The organism is Desulfonatronovibrio magnus (genome assembly GCF_000934755.1).
In the GTDB taxonomy this organism is placed as follows: Bacteria; Desulfobacterota; Desulfovibrionia; order Desulfovibrionales; family Desulfonatronovibrionaceae; genus Desulfonatronovibrio; species Desulfonatronovibrio magnus.
Genome location: NZ_JYNP01000059.1, coordinates 15,437 through 33,789, shown reverse-complemented (window position 1 = coordinate 33,789; position 18,353 = coordinate 15,437). Strand labels below are relative to the sequence as shown.

Sequence of the window (18,353 nt, the reverse complement as noted above, 5' to 3'; positions counted from 1 at the left end):
AACTACAATCGTTTTGCTAATAAAATCAGACGGTTACAATTTTCATGTTTTTACGATTTTTGCTTATGATTGATGCACATTTGCCTGAAAAGTTCCGTCAAAGATGGGAACTTTGCGCCTGGCACAGGGACTGTCCCTCGCTGTGTAAATTTTTCCATTGAAGCAAATTACTTCCAGGAACCAATGCAGTATCAATCTTTTTTATAGCACCTCGCGGGGACTGTCCCAATTTCCAAATATGGGACTGTTCTTCAAGGTGGAGGCGGCTTCCAGCCGCCTGGAATTCAATAGCCTGCAGGATGCAGGATGCAGGCTCCACTTTAAAGACAGTTACTCACAAGCTTCTAAGTAATTTAAAGACTGGACCCCGGATCAAGTCCGGGGTGACGGTTAAAGCAAGTTTTTACTCTCTACCGTCATTCCGGCGAAAGCCGGAATCAAGTCTTTTTCTTGTTCCCAGGCTGGAGCCTGGGAACGAGGGGCATGAGTTACTCACAGGTTCAATCCCAAGCCGCCAGGGTGTGGAGCTTATAAAAAAACAATCATCTCAATATTTTTCTTGACCAATACTTTACAGGTAAGTAATATTTATAGTTTATCGCAAGAAACATTAATTCGACGATTACCATCCCTTACAAGCGCCTGTAGCTCAGTCGGATAGAGCAGGAGCCTTCTAAGCTCTTGGCCGGGGGTTCGAATCCTCCCAGGCGCGCCACAAAAATCCCCAGTCAAGTCCTACTGGATAAAAATATGCAATATAAAATTCGAGTGGTCCTGGTTGGCTGCTGAAGACCGAACCAATATTTTCGACTACATCGAGCAGGACGATCCCAAGTCCGGCGTCTGGTTGAGCCTGTGGTTGGGTCATCATTTATTTTGTGAATCAAGAACCTCCCTGATTTTGAGCATCAGTTCCTTTAACTGGTAAGGCTTGCCAATGAACCCTGAAGCGCCGGAGTCAAGGGATTTTGCAGCCTGACCATTGACGGAGTAACCGCTGGAAATAAGAACGCGTACCTTGGAATCATATTCCAAAAGTGCCTGTAGACATTGTGACCCGCCCATACCCGGCATGTTAAGATCCAGAATGATTAGATCAATATCTTCTCGTTGTTGATTGTAGATTTGCAGGGCTTTCTCGCCTGAGTCCGCACTCAAAACCTGATAGCCCCAAGACTCAAGAATCTCTTTGGTAACCTCCCGTATTTCCTGCTCATCATCCACTATAAGGATGGTTTCACTGCCTGAGACTGGCTCACTTTCTGCTTCAATGTTTTTTTCAGCACATCCCTTGCCTGAAAATATCGGCCAGTAAATAGTGAATACCGTGCCCTGGCCAGGTTCTGAATAACATGTAATATGGCCGTTATGCGCCTTGACAGCTCCATAAACAGATGCCAGTCCGAGACCTGTCCCTCTGCCCACTTCCTTGGTGGTAAAAAAAGGATCATAGATCTGCTCCATCACTTCCTTGTCCATTCCAGTACCTGTGTCTGACACACATAATACTGTATACTCACCCTGAGGCATACCGAGATACTTATCCTCTTCTAAGCTTACCCTGCGGGTTTCCACAAGCATCAATCCACCCTGCGGCATAGCATCTGCTGCATTGGTACCAAGATTAAGAATAACCTGTTCGACCTGTACCGGATCGGCGTAGACAGGCAGGGCATCGTTGCTCAGTTTAAGATCAATTCTGATCATTTTAGGGATAGTCCGACTAAGTATTGCAGTTGCATCCTTGATTTCTCGGTTCAAATCCAGCTTTTTTCTGTGCGTTTCAGCCTTGCGACTGAAAAATAAAAGCTTGCTCACCAGCTGTGCTGCCCGATCAATGGATTTATTTATTGACTGGATTCTTTTGCTGTCAGGGTGTTCAGCAGATATATTCCGGCCAATCAGCTGAACATTACCGCTCATGGCATGAAGCAGGTTATTAAAATCATGCGCAATCCCGCCTGCCAGCATTCCCACAGACTCCATTTTCTGAGCCTGAGAAAGCTGGACCTGCATTTTATGCTGCATCTCTTCAGCATTTTTACGCTCTGTAATGTCTGTGTGAGTACCCACCATACGCAGAGCACGCCCTGTCGCGTCTCTGCCAAACGCCTTGCCACGCCCCTGGACCCACACCCAATGGCCATCTTTGGCCTGCATTCTAAACTCCACAGCAAATGACTCACACCTGTTCTCTATGCAGTCCAAATTGGCCCTGAGGGCATCATCTTTATCGTCCGGATGAATGAGCTCCAGCCATGAATTAACATGAGCTGGAACTTCTGTAGTATCGTACCCCAGCATGGATGCATAGCCCGGACTGTAATATACTGTATCAGTGGATATATCCCAGTCCCAGAGGCCATCCTGGGTAACCTCCATGGCTCGGGCAAACCTTTCCTCACTTGCAGCAAGGCTGGCAACCAGTTTCTTTTGTTCATCAAGTGATTTGGAAAGTTTGATATTGGAATAGCCTACAGATGAAATAATCCCGGCCAGGTGAGAATAAAAACGCATGGCAGTTTCAATGGTTTCCCTGTTCCAGAGCTTCACCTTTTTTAAGGCAGCCATATAACTTTCCTCATCAAATCCAAAACGCCCGGCCTGTTCCTGAAATACTTTGTAATCTGGGGGCTGGTCTTCAAAAAAAAACTGCCCTGAAAAAAGATTTCCTGCATGTTTATTCCCAACCATGACAGGCATGGCCACATCAATCATATTGTTTTTGCAACGATAGATCTTCATGCTTCCGGGCTGTATGTCTCTGGTCAAAGCCAGATCACTATCCATGCAGTTACGGGCAGTCTCTGGATGGACGCGGTGAAATTTCATGCAGATGTCCTGCCAGCCAACTGAAGCAATTACGTCTCCCTTAAGATCTAACAGGGCTCCGCCAATACCGGTCAATCGGTAAAAATCATCCATAAGCTTCTGAATGTCATCAGAATTGATAAGGCTTGCCAAATCAAGAGTGTCCCGGCTGAAATCCTCGCTCAGATCACCATTGTCTGTTATTTCTTTGCTGTTAAATGCAGAGGAATGATTTGCTGATGACATGAAAATCTCCGTAAATGTTTTGAACAACTTGCTGCTGAAAGCCTTTCTAATAAAAATAGTGCATCAAATACCCAGACTGAACACCTGGGAATGGGAACAACCAACATAGAGAAGTCAGTAATCAACAGCCAAAAGGCGCACTTGCAAGTAACAGCCCCTGACTACTGTCTCCTGATCCATGATTCGAGGCTCAGATCATTTCCTTGTTATTTTTTTCCCATAATTCATTCCTGAAGTAAACAGGAAACTTCCAATGCGGGCTGTGCTCACTACTCAACTTACGCAAGGATTGTTAAGCTTGGGGGCAACTTGACTTTTCAGGCTGATGGCTGATGACTGATGGCTGATGGCTGATGGCTGATGGCTGATGGCTGATGGCTGATGGCTGATGGCTGAAGAATTCTGATTTTGGACCTTATTGGTCTTGTCAAGGTTAAAATATTTCGTAACAGTTTGGACCTTTTTTAAAAAGGGCAGGGGACAGGCACTCCAGGCCCCATTTGAGGATCAACCGATGTGTTATACGTCTCACTTTTGAGACAAGTGGGTCTCGGAAGTGAAGTCCCCCTCCGGGCTGTATGCCTCCGGGCAGGAAGCCGTGCCACATGCAAATGGCTAAACTATTACAAATTTACTTGTTTTTATGACAGGGTTTCAGGAGTCAGTTATTAAAGCGTTATGATTATAAAATCATAAAGTGTTGCCAAGCAGGCTGAAGATGGTTAGTGTTAGACCCTACAAGACAATGCTCATAATGGCAGTCTTTAACAAATTCAAAAACGTATAAGTTCAGCATGCCTGCAGCTGAACTTGCACTTACAACCCAAACAGAGGCAATTTATGATAAAAAAAGGATTTCTCAGAAATTTCATTTCTCAGGGAGAGGAACTTCCCCTCATGACACTGCGTGATGTAGTTATGTTCCCAAAAGCAATCATCCCATTGCTGGTCGGCAGGGATGCATCCATCAAGGCCATTGAGGTCGCCCTTAATAAATTCAACAAAAAAATATTCCTTGTTGCTCAAAGTGAGCCTAAACAGGAAAAACCATCAGCAGATAATATTTATAACTTTGGATGTGTAGCCAGAATTCTGCAGATGTTTCGCCTTCCTGACGGAACCATCAAGGTTCTTTTTGAAGGTTTGCAAAGGGCTGTAGTAGAGCCTGGAGCAATAGACTTCAGCAAAGAGGTTCCTGTGGTCTTCACCCAGACCATCACTGAAAAGGAATCCATCAAACCGGAGTCGGAAGCTCTGATCCGCGCTGTGCATCAGGCCCTGGATGAATATGGCAAAATTAATAACCGCATAGCAAAAGAAACCATCCTGTCCATTTTGAACTTGAATCAGCCAGGATCCATAGCAGATGCTGTAATGCCCCATCTCAAGGTGGATTTTCAGGACAAACAGGCGGTTCTGGAACAGCTTGATCCCTTCAAGCGCCTGCAAATGGCTTATGCCCACCTCCAGGGTGAAATAGAAGTCTTTTCTCTGGAAAAGAAAATTAAATCCAGAGTTAAAAAGCAGATGGAAAAGAATCAGCGTGACTACTACCTGACTGAACAGCTCAAGGCCATCCACAAGGAAATGGGTCGTGACCATGATCCCAAGGCGGAACTTGACCATCTGCAGCAGAGAGTTCAAGAAAAAGCCATGTCTGATCAGGCCCGGGAAAAGGCCATGGAAGAGCTAAAAAAACTTAGAACCATGCCTCCCAACGCAGGAGAATACAGTGTACTGATCAACTATATTGACTGGATTTTATCACTACCGTGGGATGAGCTCAAAGAAACAGAAATTGATATTGCTGAAGCCACGGATATCCTGGATAAGGACCATTATGGTCTGGAAAAACCAAAAGAGCGCATACTTGAATATCTTGCAGTACAAAGCCTGGTGGAAAAAATGCGCGGCCCTATTTTATGCCTGGTGGGCCCTCCCGGTGTTGGAAAAACCTCTCTGGCCAAATCAGTAGCAAGGGCTACAGGCCGGGAGTTCATTCGACTCTCTCTGGGCGGTGTCCGCGATGAGGCCGAAATACGGGGTCATCGCAGAACTTATGTAGGTGCCATGCCCGGTAAAATCATTCAGAGCCTGAAAAGGGTGGAAACCAACAATCCGGTTTTCTGTCTTGATGAGGTGGATAAAATGAGCACTGATTTCAGGGGAGATCCTTCATCAGCCTTGCTGGAAGTGCTTGATCCAGAACAAAACTACTCTTTTAACGATCATTATCTGGATCTTGATTATGATCTTTCCAATATCTTTTTTATTACAACAGCCAACTACCTGCATACCATTCCACTGCCATTGCAGGACAGAATGGAAATTATCAAGCTGCCCGGCTATCTTGAAACTGAAAAAACCAAAATTGCCAAGAACTATCTTTGCCCCAAGCAACTCGAATTCCACGGACTTAAGTCTGAAAATGTATCCTTTTCCGAGGGTTCCATCTCGGAAATTATAAGACAATACACAAGAGAAGCAGGTGTAAGAAATCTGGAACGAGAAATCGCCTCCATCTGTCGCAAGGTAGCCAAAAAGCTGGTGGAACAGAAAGAAGACCTGAACAAAAGGGTGCAGATCAGTAAAACCAGTATCCCTTCTTACCTCGGCGTTCCCAAAATCAGACACAGTGAACGTGAAGAGACTCCGCATGTTGGAGTTACCAACGGCCTGGCCTGGACACAGGTTGGAGGAGAAATTTTGCTCGTGGAAGTAGCTCTTATGCCTGGTACCGGCAAAATTGAGATCACTGGAAAACTTGGTGACGTCATGCAGGAAAGCGCAAAGGCTGCCCTTAGTTATATCCGGTCAAGATCTGAAATATTCGGCCTTAAGCCTGATTTTTACAAGGAAATTGACATTCATGTTCATGTGCCGGAAGGAGCCACTCCCAAAGACGGGCCTTCAGCCGGCGTAACCCTGGCAACCAGTCTGATTTCCGCCCTGCTCAATCTCCCAGTGCAAAATGATGTAGCCATGACCGGAGAAATAACTCTCAGAGGCAGAATTCTGCCTATTGGCGGACTTCGGGAAAAACTGCTCGCTGCCCGAAGAGCTTCTGTAACCAAGGTACTTATTCCAGAAGGCAATGAAAAGGATCTTGAAGAAGTGCCGGAAAATGTACTCAAAGGCCTTGAAGTAATACCTGTTAAACATATGGATGAAGTGCTGTCTCAGGCTCTTCTCGGAACAACACCCGAAGAACTGTTCTGCGGCAGGGAAAACTGCCTGCCGGTATCTGCCAAGCTCATTAAGGAAGAGTACCGCCAGCCCGCTCAATAAACTATTACTGATGCGGGCTGTGCCCACAACTCAATTTAAACAAGAATCGTTAAGTAGGGGCGATAACCGTACTTTTCAGGCTGAAGGCTGAAGGCTGAAGGCTGAAGAATAAGGTTCCAGGGGGTTATTGCTCTTTCAAGGTTAAAAACAACTGGACCCCGGATCAAGTCCGGGGTGACGGTTAAAGCAAATTATTACTTTTTGCCGTCATTCCGGCGAAGGCCGGAATCCAGTCTTTTTCTTGTTCCCAGGCTCCAGCCTGGGAACGAGGGGTATAAGTTACTCACAGGTTCGATCCCGGGCCGCCCGGGTGAGGAGATTATTATCGATGAGAGTAATACATTTAACCTCTGTTTATTGATAGAACCTATTGGACAGCTAATAATTGATAGTTTAAAATGCGTTGTTAATGACAAAAAAACAAACTAAACGACTTACAGAAAGCGTCACAGGAGCCGGCTGAGCATCCAAGCTGCCTCCAGGGGACCTGGAAAAAGCCTTGAAAGGGATTGATTTCCCTGTAGATGACAACCTCATAGTAGGCTTGGAAAAAGCTGATGACGCGGCAGTTTATAAGGTTTCTGATGACCTGGCCCTGATTCAGACCGTGGATTTTTTTACGCCCATAGTAGATGATCCATACTGGTTTGGACAGATTGCTGCAGCCAATGCTCTAAGCGATGTATACGCCATGGGCGGGACACCCAGAACAGCCATGAATCTTGTTGGATTTCCTGTCAAGGACCTTGATATGGAAATATTACGCGCTATTTTGCTGGGCGGGCTGGACAAAATGAAAGAAGCCGGCGTGGTACTGGTAGGCGGGCACAGTGTGGAGGATAAGGAACTGAAATATGGTCTTTCAGTCACCGGATTTATTCATCCCTCTAAGGTGCTGACCAAAAAAGCCATAAATGAAGGCGACCTTCTCATATTGACCAAGCCTCTCGGCACAGGAATCATAAATACTGCCATAAAAGCCGGCCTTGCTTCAGAAAAGCTCATTGACCAGACAACCCGCCTTATGGCTGAACTCAATAAAGTCGCCGCTCATGTTATGGAGCCATTTCCGGTCAGTGCATGCACTGACATCACTGGCTTCGGCCTGCTGGGACATCTTGGTGAAATGGTAGATGGTTCTGGAAAAAGCATCCGCCTCACATTTAAAGACATTCCGACCCTGCCTGACGCCCTTGAATTTGGAGCCATGGGTATGATCCCTGCTGGAGCTTATAAAAACAAAGAATTCGCCCAGTGCAGGGTCAGGTTCGATAATGCCATCCCCCCTGTCTCGCGGGATCTTCTTTATGATCCTCAGACCTCAGGAGGTTTGCTCATCTGCTGCCCCTCTGCTTATGCACATAAACTACTGGACAATTTAATCAAAAACAAAGTCACTACTTCTGCAATAATTGGTCAGGTCCTTGCCGATCCAGGTGAAAAAATTCTAATAGTCTAAGCCCTTGAAAGTGGCATGGAGACTGGCTCTTCTATGCAGGCACTTAAAATCTATGTAAGCTTGTAATTGCTCACCAATAGAGAACATGAACACAAAAAAAGCCCCCTGTATCAGGGGGCTTTCTTGTGTCGAACCACTTGCCTTTGGAGGAGGAAGTCATGAATGGTTTATATGTTAATAGCCTTCAGGCTGCTGTGGAGGATCAGGCTGGCCGTAGCCGTCTTGCCCTCCTGGAACGCCTGGCTGCTGGTATCCATCTGGAGCCTCACCAGGCATCTCGCCTGGAGGTGCTGGTGGTACCTGTTGATCTCCTTCCTGAGGAGGATCGCAGGCCACACTCAAGCTCAGTGCTATGATTGCAAATAATGTAATAATAATATGCTTTATTGTCATACGCTATTACCTCCTTTCACGCGACTGATATATATTTTAAACCTGTTGAAAAAGTCTTTATTCAGCTAAGACTATTGCATAGCTTCCAGTTTGCCGAGAAGCTTGTTTCTTAGTTCTTCATCCGCTTGAGCTGCTTCCATAATTTCGTTGTACTGCTGCACGTCAAGGCCATTATTTTGAACAGCTTCCACCATGGCTTCACCTGCCTGCTCCTGAAGCTCCTGGGCCTGTTCAGGGTCAGTGATTCCAGCTAATGATTCCTGAAAATTCTCTCTTATTTCAGTTATCTCCACATAAGCACCAGCTGCCTTGTCAAGATCTGCCTCACTGACATTGATCTGAGCTCCTGGCTGCTGCATCATTCCTTCCTGCTGGTAACCTTCCTGCTGGTACTCCTGAGCACTTACATAGCCAGCGGTAAGGAACAATGCTGCGATAAAAGAAATGGCCAAAATTGTGATCTTTCCTGGAAAAGTCATTAAAACCTCCTGAATAAAATTAATTAAAAATTTGAGATCAGCACTGCAGCCATCAATTCAATATCATGTAATTCTGCAAATTGCGCTAAACTCTTCAATCAACAAACCTGAAATTTAACATAGCATAGGCTGTGCCAAAAATTTTCCATCCCGTTTGAAACCCTCTTATCCTGCTGACAGCAACCATATCCAGGTGCTTCTCCACTCATCGCAGAATCCATGTCTTGGCACAAACACATGAGTCAATATAACACATGCGCCATATATTCTGTGCCAAACACCTTTTTATTGAAGAACATTACACTAATGCGGCCTGTTCCCGCAACCCAGGTATCTGTTATCTGTTATCTGTTATTTGTTATTTGTTAATTGTTAATTGTTAATTGTTATCAGGGTAAGGCAGTGAATTCAGGCTTTTGTTCTTCAATAATTAACTTCTAAGTAACTAAAACCAAATTATAAACAAAATCAGACGGTTATAGTTTTCATAATTTTAAGATTTTTACATATGATTGATTCTCAATTACCAGAAAAGTTCCGTCAAAGATGAGAGCTTTGCGCCTGGCACAGGGACTGTCCCTCGCTGTGTAAATTTTTTCATTGAAGCCAATTTCTTCCAGGGACCAATGCAGCATCAAACTTTTTTATAGTACCTCGCGGGGACTGTCCCAATTTCCAAATATGGGACTGTTCTTCAAGGTGGAGGCGGCTTCCAGCCGCCTGGAATTAAATAGCCTGCAGGATGCAGGCTCCACTTTTAAGACAGTTACCCACACGTTCGGTCCCGGGCCGCCCGTGTAGAGAGTTTTTGACTTTCAAAATGTTCGGTCCCAGCCACGTCCGGCTGGTTCAATTTAAAGAAACTACCGCATATCTGAATAGCCGATAAAGTTTCAACTTGTTTTTTTTCTCTTGCAACTATATCCCAACCATAATATCATACCAATTTAGAATGAAAAAGATATTTTTCTCAATTAGGCTTGCGTCAATTCATGACTACAGGTAGTGATTATCTTAATACAGTTTAAATAAATTTTTCTGACAGCCAATACGCTCCATTTCTAAGCTGTATTCCTCCTTTACAGACTTCAGGAATGGTGCTTTTTACCATAAACACTAAACCCTCCCAATTGAAACAATTATCAGGAGAAAAGCCCATGCCCAATAATAATTCACTTCCACACGTCCCCATCGGCCAATCCCTTGGAAACCATGATTTCATTTCCAGAAGGACCCTTCTTAAATCCGGTGCGTGCGCTGCCGGACTGCTGCTGACCGGCGCCAAAATTGTTTGGGCAGCTTCACCAGAATCAAAGTATTCCCGTGAGCTTACCGAACTGCTCAATCTGGCCCTGCAACATGAACACGGTGCATTCGTGCAGTATGCAAATCATGCCGGCCTGCTCTCATACTGGCTGGACAGCAACCATGCTACTGCCATTAAAGCCATTATTGCTGATGAAGTCGAGCATGCTGTAATCCTCTCTAATGCTTTAAAAAAGTCTGGGGCAGAACCAACCCTTGCTGTCTGGCCCCCTCAGACTGGCGACACTCCTTCCAGGGTCTTGATTCAGGACATTGCTGCTGAACAGGGAGCTGTTAATCTTTACTCCAGAATACTGGATTTTGATATGGACGATGACCTGCGCAACAATCTTGAAAATATTGTTCGCTCCGAACAAAGTCATAAGGAAATTTTTGAAGGCATGCTCAAAGAAATTCAGCAGTAATCATGAACTTATTTAATTCTCTCAGAACCAAACTGGCATTATGGATAGCCTTATTCGCCTGCGTCCTTGCCATGCTTGGCGCAATCTTGAGCCTGTGGCTGGGCTATAAATACCTTGAAACTAACTTTCAGAACAATATCCAGTCTCATATGAGGCTGGCTTCCATATCATTGATCCAGCCTGTAATGCAGATAAACTACCTTGAGCTAAGAGATCAGATCCAGGCCATCCAGGATTATGAGGGCATAACCGGTGTGGCTATTTATGATCAAAATGACAATCTGCTCATGGAAAGCGGTGAACTGTCTGAAATGCAGCTGTCTGAGGATATAGGCTCAGGCCCTGCGGTACAGGGACAGATAATTGTATCATTTTCCCAGGATCCTCTTAAAGCCGGCATGATGTATATTCTTTACATCGGAGGCATTTTACTGCTCATAATTGTTCCCGCATTCATTTTCATCGTCTGGAAAATAAGCCACAAATACCTTTTTGATCTTTCTGAGCTTACTGAATGCATCAAAAACAGCAGTTGCGAGGAAATGCCCCAATATCCCGGCATCTACAGACAGGACGAAGTAGGTTTGCTGTCAACTGCCCTGCGCCAGCGAGACCAGGAACTTTCAGAGTATCATCAGGAACTTGAAAACTACAAAAATCACTTAGAACAACTGGTAGAACAAAGAACTGTTGAGCTGAAAAGATCTCAAATGCTCAGCCAGACCATCCTCGATGGACTCCCTGATTCCGTTGCTCTAATTGATGCCAGGGATATGACTATCCTCAATGCCAACCAGACCTTTCTTTCATCCAACAATACCAGCCTTGAAGATGTTCTGGGCAAAACATGTTATCAGATAACCCATGGTACTGACGAACCATGTCAGGGAGTGCAGCACACCTGTCCTGTGCAGGAATATTTCAAAAACAATCAGCCCTGCGTGGCAGAGCATATTCATAAGTCAAAGGATGGAGACGAATATTTTGTAGAGGTGTCTGCCTGGCCTGTTTTTGATGAAAATGGTCAGCCTGTTCAGATGATTCATATTGAAAGGGATATTTCAGAAAAAAAGAGAGTTGAAAAACTTCGGGATGATGTCGAACGTATAGTTCGTCATGATCTGAAAACCCCCTTGAACGGCATACTTGGGCTGTCGGAGATACTGTTAGATGATGAGCTGAATGACGAACAAAAGGAATTTCTCGGGCATATCCATGAATCTGGTCGCAGAATGCTTAATATGATCAATCATTCTCTTGATATTTTTAAAATGGAAGAAGGTACCTACATACTCAAGCCGGAAGAGTTTGATCTTTTGTCAGTGTTAAAAGTCCTGGATAGCGATACACAGCCCCTGCAGAACGGCAAACTGATTAAGCTGCAAATTATCCTTTACGATCGGGAAATAAGTGATGACAATAAATTATCGGTCTATCTGGAAAAAAGACATATTCATTCCATGCTTGCCAACCTGCTCACCAATGCCTTAGAAGCTGCCCCTGAAAACAGCATGGTCACTGTCAACATTAACCAGGATCAGAACAACACCATAATTGATTTGCACAATGATGGAGCAATACCGTCAGCAGTACGCAATCGTTTTTTTGATCGTTATGCCACTGCCGGTAAAGCTCATGGAACAGGACTCGGCACCTTCAGCGCAAGGCTCATTGCCAGAAGTCATGGAGGTGATATAACCTTTACAACTTCTGAAGAACATGGAACTCATGTAATCGTGACTCTGCCCACTAATGCTGAAAAAACTGAAACTACTGGCTAAAAAAGTTGCTGAGGCCTGCTGGAAGCAGGCCTCATGCTTGTTACAATATTGCTTTAAAAGTTTTTTTGATTTTATCTGCCTAACCTTGGGCACTCACCAGTACGCCTTCCTTGAGGTGAGCCTGATACGCCGCCCTTATGAAATCCAGACCCGGCTCTTTTGCCTGTCTTCAGACCATACTCCTGGCTCATGTCTATTCTATGGTTCAGCTTGGCAGCCATGATATCCTGATTCAATGTTAGAATCTGGCTTTTGATCTTTTCAATATCTGATGCACTTGCTTCAGGAGTAGCCAGGAGGGCATTCAGTTCTGCCTGCCTTGCTATCATCTGCTGCCTTTTGGGATACATGTTATTTCTATGTTCCTGCAATGCTGCAACAAGGCTGTCACGCTGTTCCTGATCAAGGTTGGCAAGAACAGGGCACTCCTGGTGCCACTGTCTGTTTTGATCTCCGCGTTCAGCACCAGGACCTCCTCTGGCCATGGCTGCAGATGAAATTAACAAAAGGGCCAGCGCTGCCATTGTAATTGTTGTGATCATGTGTCTTGTCATTTTTTTCCTCCGAAAATTTAAAAGTGTTTATATGGTTGATGACATATAAGCATGCGCTGTGCCAACTTACTTTATTGAACAATTTCAGTTTCTTACAAACTATGTGCAGCCGAATGCAACTACAGCTTGTGCAAATTCTCGCACACTTGTGCAATAGAGATGTGCAGAATAAGGGAAAGGCTGTAAAATGCTGATTTTTTTAGCCCTGAACATCAGAAATAAATCACGCTATGTTTATTAAAATCTTGATTGACTTGCCTCAATTTTGTTGTATAAGTTATCCCCTACTGATTAATTCTCTTTAAGACAGGATTACTTAATTATGAAAAAAATCTTTCTTTTGCTGACATTAGTTTTCTTTGCCCAGGTTGATGTCTCATATGCATGGGGCCCCATGACCCACACACATTTTGCGCACGAAGTGCTAAGAGCTGCCAGTCTTCTGTCGGCTTCAGTTTATACACTGCTTACAGCCTATGCCACTAATTTTATATATGGATCAATAGTAGTCGACAACTATTTAGGCAAGCGAGGGCACAAAAACCCACACGACTGGGAAACAGGATTTCTTCTTCTAAGCTGCGCACAAAAACGCTCGGACGCAGCCTTTGCTTATGGTTTCCTGACCCATCTTGCTGCAGATACTGTTGCCCACGGACAGATGGACCTTGGCTCCAAAAGCAAGCTTGGCCATGTCTGGATAGAAATAGAATCAGACAGCCTGTTGGCTAAAAATTGCAGAAAAACCGTTTCCGGGCTGGATAAGGAAAGACTCAGGTCAAATGATGAACTGACCAATTCAGTCATTGATCAGGAAGATTGCAGATCAAAAAGTTTTCAGCGTATGTATAAAATGGGCATCAAAATGTCAGCTCTTAATTCCAAGAGATGGACCAATTTTTACAAGGAAGACTTTGAGGGCTACCATAAAATGTCTGTTATAAGAGCCATTGATGTCATCAACAACAAAGAAAAAAGCAAATATATCCGCCACGACCCAAATATCAAAAAGGGCCGCAAACTGTCTGCAAAACTGATGAACATTCTTGCCTGATTAAATTCTAATCCTGGCAAATACAGTCATTCGACAATACTTGACTTTGCTCCCCCCGTGCTAAGTGCTTCCTGCAAGTAACTTCAAAAAACTGGACCCCGGATCAAGTCCGGGGTGACGGTTAAACCAAGTTTTCACTATTTACCGTCATTCCGGCGAAAGCCGGAATCCAGGGTTTCATACGTTCAAGTTACTCACAGGTTCGGTCTCGATCCACCAGCAAAAAAGCCCATAGAAGTGCCAAAAAGGGGCATAATGTTGTCAGTTCCTATCATCCCGAAAAAATTACAGAATCTGCAACCGGCAGTGTAAAGTATACTGTTGTACCCTTACCTGGTTCACTTTCCAGCCAGATGCTACCGCCATGCTTATCCAGAAACTCTTTGCACAGGATCATGCCCAGCCCGGTACTCTTTTCACCTTCAGTACCAAGTTGCCTTTTCTTTTTATCATGCTCGAAAACCCTGGCCTTAATGTCTTCATCCATGCCAATACCCTTATCCTCTACTGAAACCGTAATCATGGCTCCGTTCTCAATGGCCCTGATGAATACACATGACCCTCGTCGGCTGAACTTTACAGCATTAAACAATAGATTGCGGATAATGGAATTGACCATAGGCTCATCAACCATAACCTTCACACCAGCCGGCAGATCATACTTAATTTCCACATGTTTGTGCCGGGCAACATCCTTAACAGTCTTTAGACTGGCAATAATCAGGTCCTGAATGTCGCAAGGTCCTGGATCATAGTCCATACTGCCCTGGCTCATCCTGGACCATTGCAAAAGATCATTGAGCAACGCCAGCAGATTTTCTGTGCTCTTGCCCATTTCGTTTGCAATCTGCCTTATTTCATCAGGAGACAGACTTCCTGTGTCTGATGCAATTATTCTGGATGAGCTGAAGATGCCTGATATGGGAGATCTCAGGTCATGAGCAATGATGGAAAAAAGTTTATCCTTTTCCGAGTTGGCGATCTCAAGATCCTTATTCATCTTTATGATTCTTTTTTCCACCTCTTTTCTGTCTGTTATGTCCCTGATGAGCTCCACAACATATTCAATCCTGCCGTTTTCATCTATTATGGGATTTGCCCGGCAATTAAAATATTTGCCAAGCTCATCCACATACTTTTCAATGGCAGTGAGCTTGCCTGTCCTGACAGCCTCAAGCGTGGCACATGATGAACAACTGCTGTCTCTGCCAATTATCTTGTAACATTTTTCACCTTTTATTACATCTAAATCCTGTATATTTAGAAATTCTTTGCCCGCCCTGTTATACTTGACAACACTTAAGTCCGTTCGTTTTACACTCATTATATCTGGAATATTTTCCAGAATTCCTTCCAGCAGAAGCTTTTGTTCCCTTAGCTCATTTTCAGCAAGTTTCTTATCAGTAATGTCCAGAGCATTTTCCAGCCTGACCAATCGACCATCCACCCATTTTATGGCTACATCATGACAATCATACCATCTGCCGGTCTTTTCGTTAAAAAATTCCCAGCGGTAAATTCCTGCAGGCATGCCATTATTATCTAAAAGCCTGTCGTTGGTACAGAAAGAGCAAGGAGCACTTTGACCAACCTGAAGTACCTTCCAGCATTGCCGACCAACCACATCCCCAAATTGTCTTTTGGCTTCCTGGTTCATAAAAAGGATTTCATGGGTCTGCATATCAATAACTTGCGTCACTAAACTGATATTATCCAGCACTTTCAAAAGACGCTCATGAGCCTCTCGAGCTTCTTGTCTGGCCAGCCTGCCTGTAGTAATGTCTTCAAATATACAGGCAAATCTTCCTTTATCAGGGCTAAATGCAGTGACTCGAAAATACTTTCCGTGCTCACCTGAGTAGTTCTCAAAACAGTCCGGTTCGCCTGTCAAGGCAACCTTCCCGTATCTTTCAATCCAGGATTTCTCAAGAGCAGGCAGCACTTCAAGCACAGTTCTGCCCAGAATATCAGCCCTTTTAAGTCCAGTCATTTTTTCAAATGCCGGATTGACCGCCAGAAAACGGTAATCTTCCGGGCGGCCCTGGTCATCACAAATTATTTCATGCAGAGCAAAACCATTAAGCATCTCGTTGAAGAGCAGCTTAAAATCCTGTTTAGCCTGGTATTGGTCAGTAATGTCAACAACGAACCCCTGATAAAAAAGAGTTTTATCTTCGCTGTTTTTAACAGCTCGAACACTGCGCGAAACACAAAAAACAGATTGATCTGCCCGGCGCAGGCAGCATTCATGGTTTTTAACCTCACCGTGCTTTTCCAGATCCTGAACAAACTTTTCTCTATCTGAAGGATTGATGTATATTTGTCTGGAAATGTCAGTAACTTCAGACATCATTTCTTCTGGAGAAGAATAACCGTACATCTTAGCCAGGGCAGCATTGACCATTGTGTATCTTCCCTCGGGCGTGGAAGTAAAAATTCCAATGGGAGCGTTGTGCAAGAGCTCCTGATAATAACCAGTCCAGCCATCATCCTGGTTAGTGGTCATAATAATGTCCTCCAGTTAGTGGTTGCTGTTTTTAATCTGTAAAAAAAATAATACTGTCTGGCGAATCAAGATCTGCCTGTCGGCCAAGTCCCAGACATCCATCCTCGGACAGCTCAAGTTCATTCTGATGCGCGAAATCTTTCTTACTACCCTTAAAAGTGACAAAAGTTCCATTGGTGCTTTGATCCTTCAGATACACCTTGCCGCTTCTAAGTTCTATTTTAGCATGAATCCTTGAAACTACGATTTCGTCCATACGGACATCACAGGAACTGTGCCTGCCCAAGGTGATAACCGGATTGGAACTGGTGAGAATTATGGTCTTGCCTGCGTGGACAAGTCTGAATTTATGCCGTGCTTTCAGCAGGTCTAAGGGGTGATTCAGCATGACAGTCAGATCTTCATGCTCCCAGATTATCTCATAGATGCTGACTTCCTGACTCAATCCCTTCAGGCTGGTAACCTGAATCTTTCTAATCATGCTCTTATGCGCTGGTGATAACTTCTCAACAGTCAAGCCTGATGTCAGTATCTGCCCTGTCTTGGATTTTGCAACCAGCCTTGAAGCCAGTATAACAGTTTCTCCAAACACATCTTTTTCGCTGCTGACCACCCATCCGGCTTCAAGACCGATATGGATTCCGGGTCTGAAACTAAGTCCTCTGGGGCAATTAACAGCCGCCATGGACTGATGCATCTTCACAGCCGCCTCAATACTGTAATCCGCATTGGGAAACACGCACATAACTTCATCACCAATGGTTTTGACAACTCTGCCCTGGTGAGCAACCGTTATATCAGCAAGCATGGCAAGACATTTAGAAATGAACTTGTGAGCGCGTTCATCACCAAGAACGGAAAATATTTGTCTGCTTGAAGTGATATCAGCAAAAAGGACTGCTAAGTGCTGGCTGTTGGACGACATTGTATCTCCAAAACGTATCCGGAATTCCTGAAAGAAAATATTATATTTCAGCTTTTCCAGTAAAGCAGGGAAATCGGGGGCAAGACGCTCCGGGACCCGCTTGAGCATCAACCGATCTCTCAAACGTCTCATTTTGATGCAAGCGGATCCCGGAAGAGCCAATCCCCGTGCAGCATGCAAAGAGCAAAAAAAATACAGGACAATCAATAGTTCGTAACAGGAGTAATATTTATTTGACACCAAAAGTACTAACTTAGAAAGTTAGATATTAGTGTTAATTAATTCTTAGAAATTATCAAGCCTTATATTCGGCAGCCAAGCTATAGTCAGGCAGTCTTTTATACAGATTTTTAAGGCAATATGCAGATACATGTCGTTACTTTATGGAACGATCATTCAGCACCTTATGTCAATGACGCCCGCAATTTAATTAATTATAATACAGGTAATAGTTTATCCCCTTCTTACAAGTAACTACAAACATTTTACTAATAAAATCAGACGGTTACAATTTTAAGATTTTTACATATGATTGATTCTCAATTGCCTGAAAAATTCCGTCAAAGATGAGAGCTTTACGCCAGGCACAGCTTCCTGCCCGGAGGCTTACAGCCCGGAGGGGGACTGTCCCTCGCTGTGTAAATTTTGTCATCAAAGAAAATCTCTTCCAGGAACCAATGTAGCATCAATCTTTTTTAAAGTACCTCGCGGGGACTGTCCCAATTTCCAAATATGGGATTGTTCTTCAAGGTGGAGGCGGCTTCCAGCCGCCTGGAATTAAATAGCCTGCAGGATGCAGGCTCCACTTTAAAAACAGTTACTCACAGGTTCGGTCCCGGGCCCCCAGGTGAGGAGCTTTTAAGAAAATCAGGGGTAGTTAATCTCAGCAAGTATCCCAAGAAAGTTGAAGTCTTTAGAAAAAGGCTTCAGGGGAGCAGCCTCCGGCCTCTCCGGGCAGGAATCCATAGGGGCCTTATCCTTCGGGCTGGAAGCGATCCCGCTGGAGCGTCAGAAATTTTTAAAAAATATCAACAGGTTAACAATAGCTTCCGTAAAATATTTTCTTGACATCAATTATTCACATGGTTACTCATCCTTTAGTTATTTAGCTTATTGTACAAATATAT

The 18,353-nt window shown here is 44.3% G+C and carries 11 protein-coding genes and 1 tRNA gene; 6 read left to right on the top strand and 6 right to left on the bottom strand.

Going from position 1 to position 18,353, the window contains the following annotated elements:
- Positions 1-638 precede the first annotated feature (638 nt).
- Positions 639-715, top strand: a tRNA-Arg gene (locus tag LZ23_RS07560).
- 152 nt (positions 716-867) lie between these two features.
- On the opposite strand, the gene LZ23_RS22435 is transcribed toward LZ23_RS07560, so the two are convergent.
- Positions 868-3,057 carry a PocR ligand-binding domain-containing protein gene (locus LZ23_RS22435; protein ID WP_052507206.1) on the bottom strand — a complete coding sequence of 730 codons (2,190 nt, stop codon included), beginning with the start codon at positions 3,055-3,057 and terminating at the stop codon, positions 868-870.
- 840 nt (positions 3,058-3,897) lie between these two features.
- Between LZ23_RS22435 and lon the strand changes: the two genes are divergently transcribed.
- Positions 3,898-6,345, top strand: coding sequence for an endopeptidase La (gene lon, locus LZ23_RS07550; protein ID WP_045212955.1), 2,448 nt, complete (start codon positions 3,898-3,900; stop codon positions 6,343-6,345).
- A gap of 409 nt (positions 6,346-6,754) precedes the next feature.
- Entirely contained in the window at positions 6,755-7,804 is a 1,050-nt protein-coding gene (gene selD / locus LZ23_RS07545; protein WP_084590941.1) for a selenide, water dikinase SelD, read from the top strand.
- A 174-nt stretch (positions 7,805-7,978) separates the two neighbouring features.
- Here selD and LZ23_RS07540 read toward each other — a convergent pair whose 3' ends face one another.
- Complete coding sequence (locus LZ23_RS07540) at positions 7,979-8,197, bottom strand: hypothetical protein (RefSeq protein WP_045212952.1); 219 nt, start codon at positions 8,195-8,197, stop codon at positions 7,979-7,981.
- A 71-nt stretch (positions 8,198-8,268) separates the two neighbouring features.
- On the bottom strand, positions 8,269-8,676 hold the full coding sequence (locus LZ23_RS07535) for a DUF4168 domain-containing protein (RefSeq protein WP_045212950.1): 408 nt from the start codon (positions 8,674-8,676) through the stop codon (positions 8,269-8,271).
- Positions 8,677-9,833: 1,157 nt separating this feature from the next.
- Between LZ23_RS07535 and LZ23_RS07530 the strand changes: the two genes are divergently transcribed.
- Both LZ23_RS07530 and LZ23_RS22430 read left to right on the top strand, forming a co-directional pair.
- On the top strand, positions 9,834-10,406 hold the full coding sequence (locus LZ23_RS07530; RefSeq protein WP_045212948.1) for a ferritin-like domain-containing protein: 573 nt from the start codon (positions 9,834-9,836) through the stop codon (positions 10,404-10,406).
- Positions 10,407-10,408: 2 nt separating this feature from the next.
- Positions 10,409-12,187: a PAS domain-containing sensor histidine kinase gene (locus LZ23_RS22430; protein WP_052507204.1), complete on the top strand. Its 1,779-nt coding sequence runs from the start codon at positions 10,409-10,411 to the stop codon at positions 12,185-12,187.
- Between the two features lie 71 nt (positions 12,188-12,258).
- Here the strand turns inward: LZ23_RS22430 and LZ23_RS07520 are convergent, their stop codons facing one another.
- Positions 12,259-12,741 carry a Spy/CpxP family protein refolding chaperone gene (locus LZ23_RS07520; protein WP_084590939.1) on the bottom strand — a complete coding sequence of 161 codons (483 nt, stop codon included), beginning with the start codon at positions 12,739-12,741 and terminating at the stop codon, positions 12,259-12,261.
- Between the two features lie 322 nt (positions 12,742-13,063).
- On the opposite strand from LZ23_RS07520, the gene LZ23_RS22425 reads away from it, so the two are divergent.
- Positions 13,064-13,795, top strand: a complete 732-nt coding sequence (locus LZ23_RS22425; protein ID WP_052507202.1) for a zinc dependent phospholipase C family protein — start codon at positions 13,064-13,066, stop codon at positions 13,793-13,795.
- A 271-nt stretch (positions 13,796-14,066) separates the two neighbouring features.
- Here LZ23_RS22425 and LZ23_RS07510 read toward each other — a convergent pair whose 3' ends face one another.
- Both LZ23_RS07510 and LZ23_RS07505 read right to left on the bottom strand, forming a co-directional pair.
- Positions 14,067-16,301, bottom strand: coding sequence for a sensor histidine kinase (locus LZ23_RS07510; RefSeq protein WP_045212945.1), 2,235 nt, complete (start codon positions 16,299-16,301; stop codon positions 14,067-14,069).
- 31 nt (positions 16,302-16,332) lie between these two features.
- Positions 16,333-17,226, bottom strand: a complete 894-nt coding sequence (locus LZ23_RS07505; RefSeq protein WP_198145931.1) for an adenylate/guanylate cyclase domain-containing protein — start codon at positions 17,224-17,226, stop codon at positions 16,333-16,335.
- Between the last annotated feature and the right edge of the window lie 1,127 nt (positions 17,227-18,353).

Excerpts from the sequence above, each read along its gene's own strand:
- LZ23_RS07540 (WP_045212952.1), bottom strand. The coding sequence starts at position 8,197 with ATGACAATAAAGCATATTATTATTACATTATTTGCAATCATAGCACTG.
- LZ23_RS22435 (WP_052507206.1), bottom strand. The coding sequence starts at position 3,057 with ATGTCATCAGCAAATCATTCCTCTGCATTTAACAGCAAAGAAATAACA.
- LZ23_RS07520 (WP_084590939.1), bottom strand. The coding sequence starts at position 12,741 with ATGACAAGACACATGATCACAACAATTACAATGGCAGCGCTGGCCCTT.
- LZ23_RS22425 (WP_052507202.1), top strand. The coding sequence starts at position 13,064 with ATGAAAAAAATCTTTCTTTTGCTGACATTAGTTTTCTTTGCCCAGGTT.
- lon (WP_045212955.1), top strand. The coding sequence starts at position 3,898 with ATGATAAAAAAAGGATTTCTCAGAAATTTCATTTCTCAGGGAGAGGAA.
- LZ23_RS07530 (WP_045212948.1), top strand. The coding sequence starts at position 9,834 with ATGCCCAATAATAATTCACTTCCACACGTCCCCATCGGCCAATCCCTT.
- LZ23_RS07535 (WP_045212950.1), bottom strand. The coding sequence starts at position 8,676 with ATGACTTTTCCAGGAAAGATCACAATTTTGGCCATTTCTTTTATCGCA.
- LZ23_RS22430 (WP_052507204.1), top strand. The coding sequence starts at position 10,409 with ATGAACTTATTTAATTCTCTCAGAACCAAACTGGCATTATGGATAGCC.
- LZ23_RS07505 (WP_198145931.1), bottom strand. The coding sequence starts at position 17,226 with ATGTCGTCCAACAGCCAGCACTTAGCAGTCCTTTTTGCTGATATCACT.
- LZ23_RS07510 (WP_045212945.1), bottom strand. The coding sequence starts at position 16,301 with ATGACCACTAACCAGGATGATGGCTGGACTGGTTATTATCAGGAGCTC.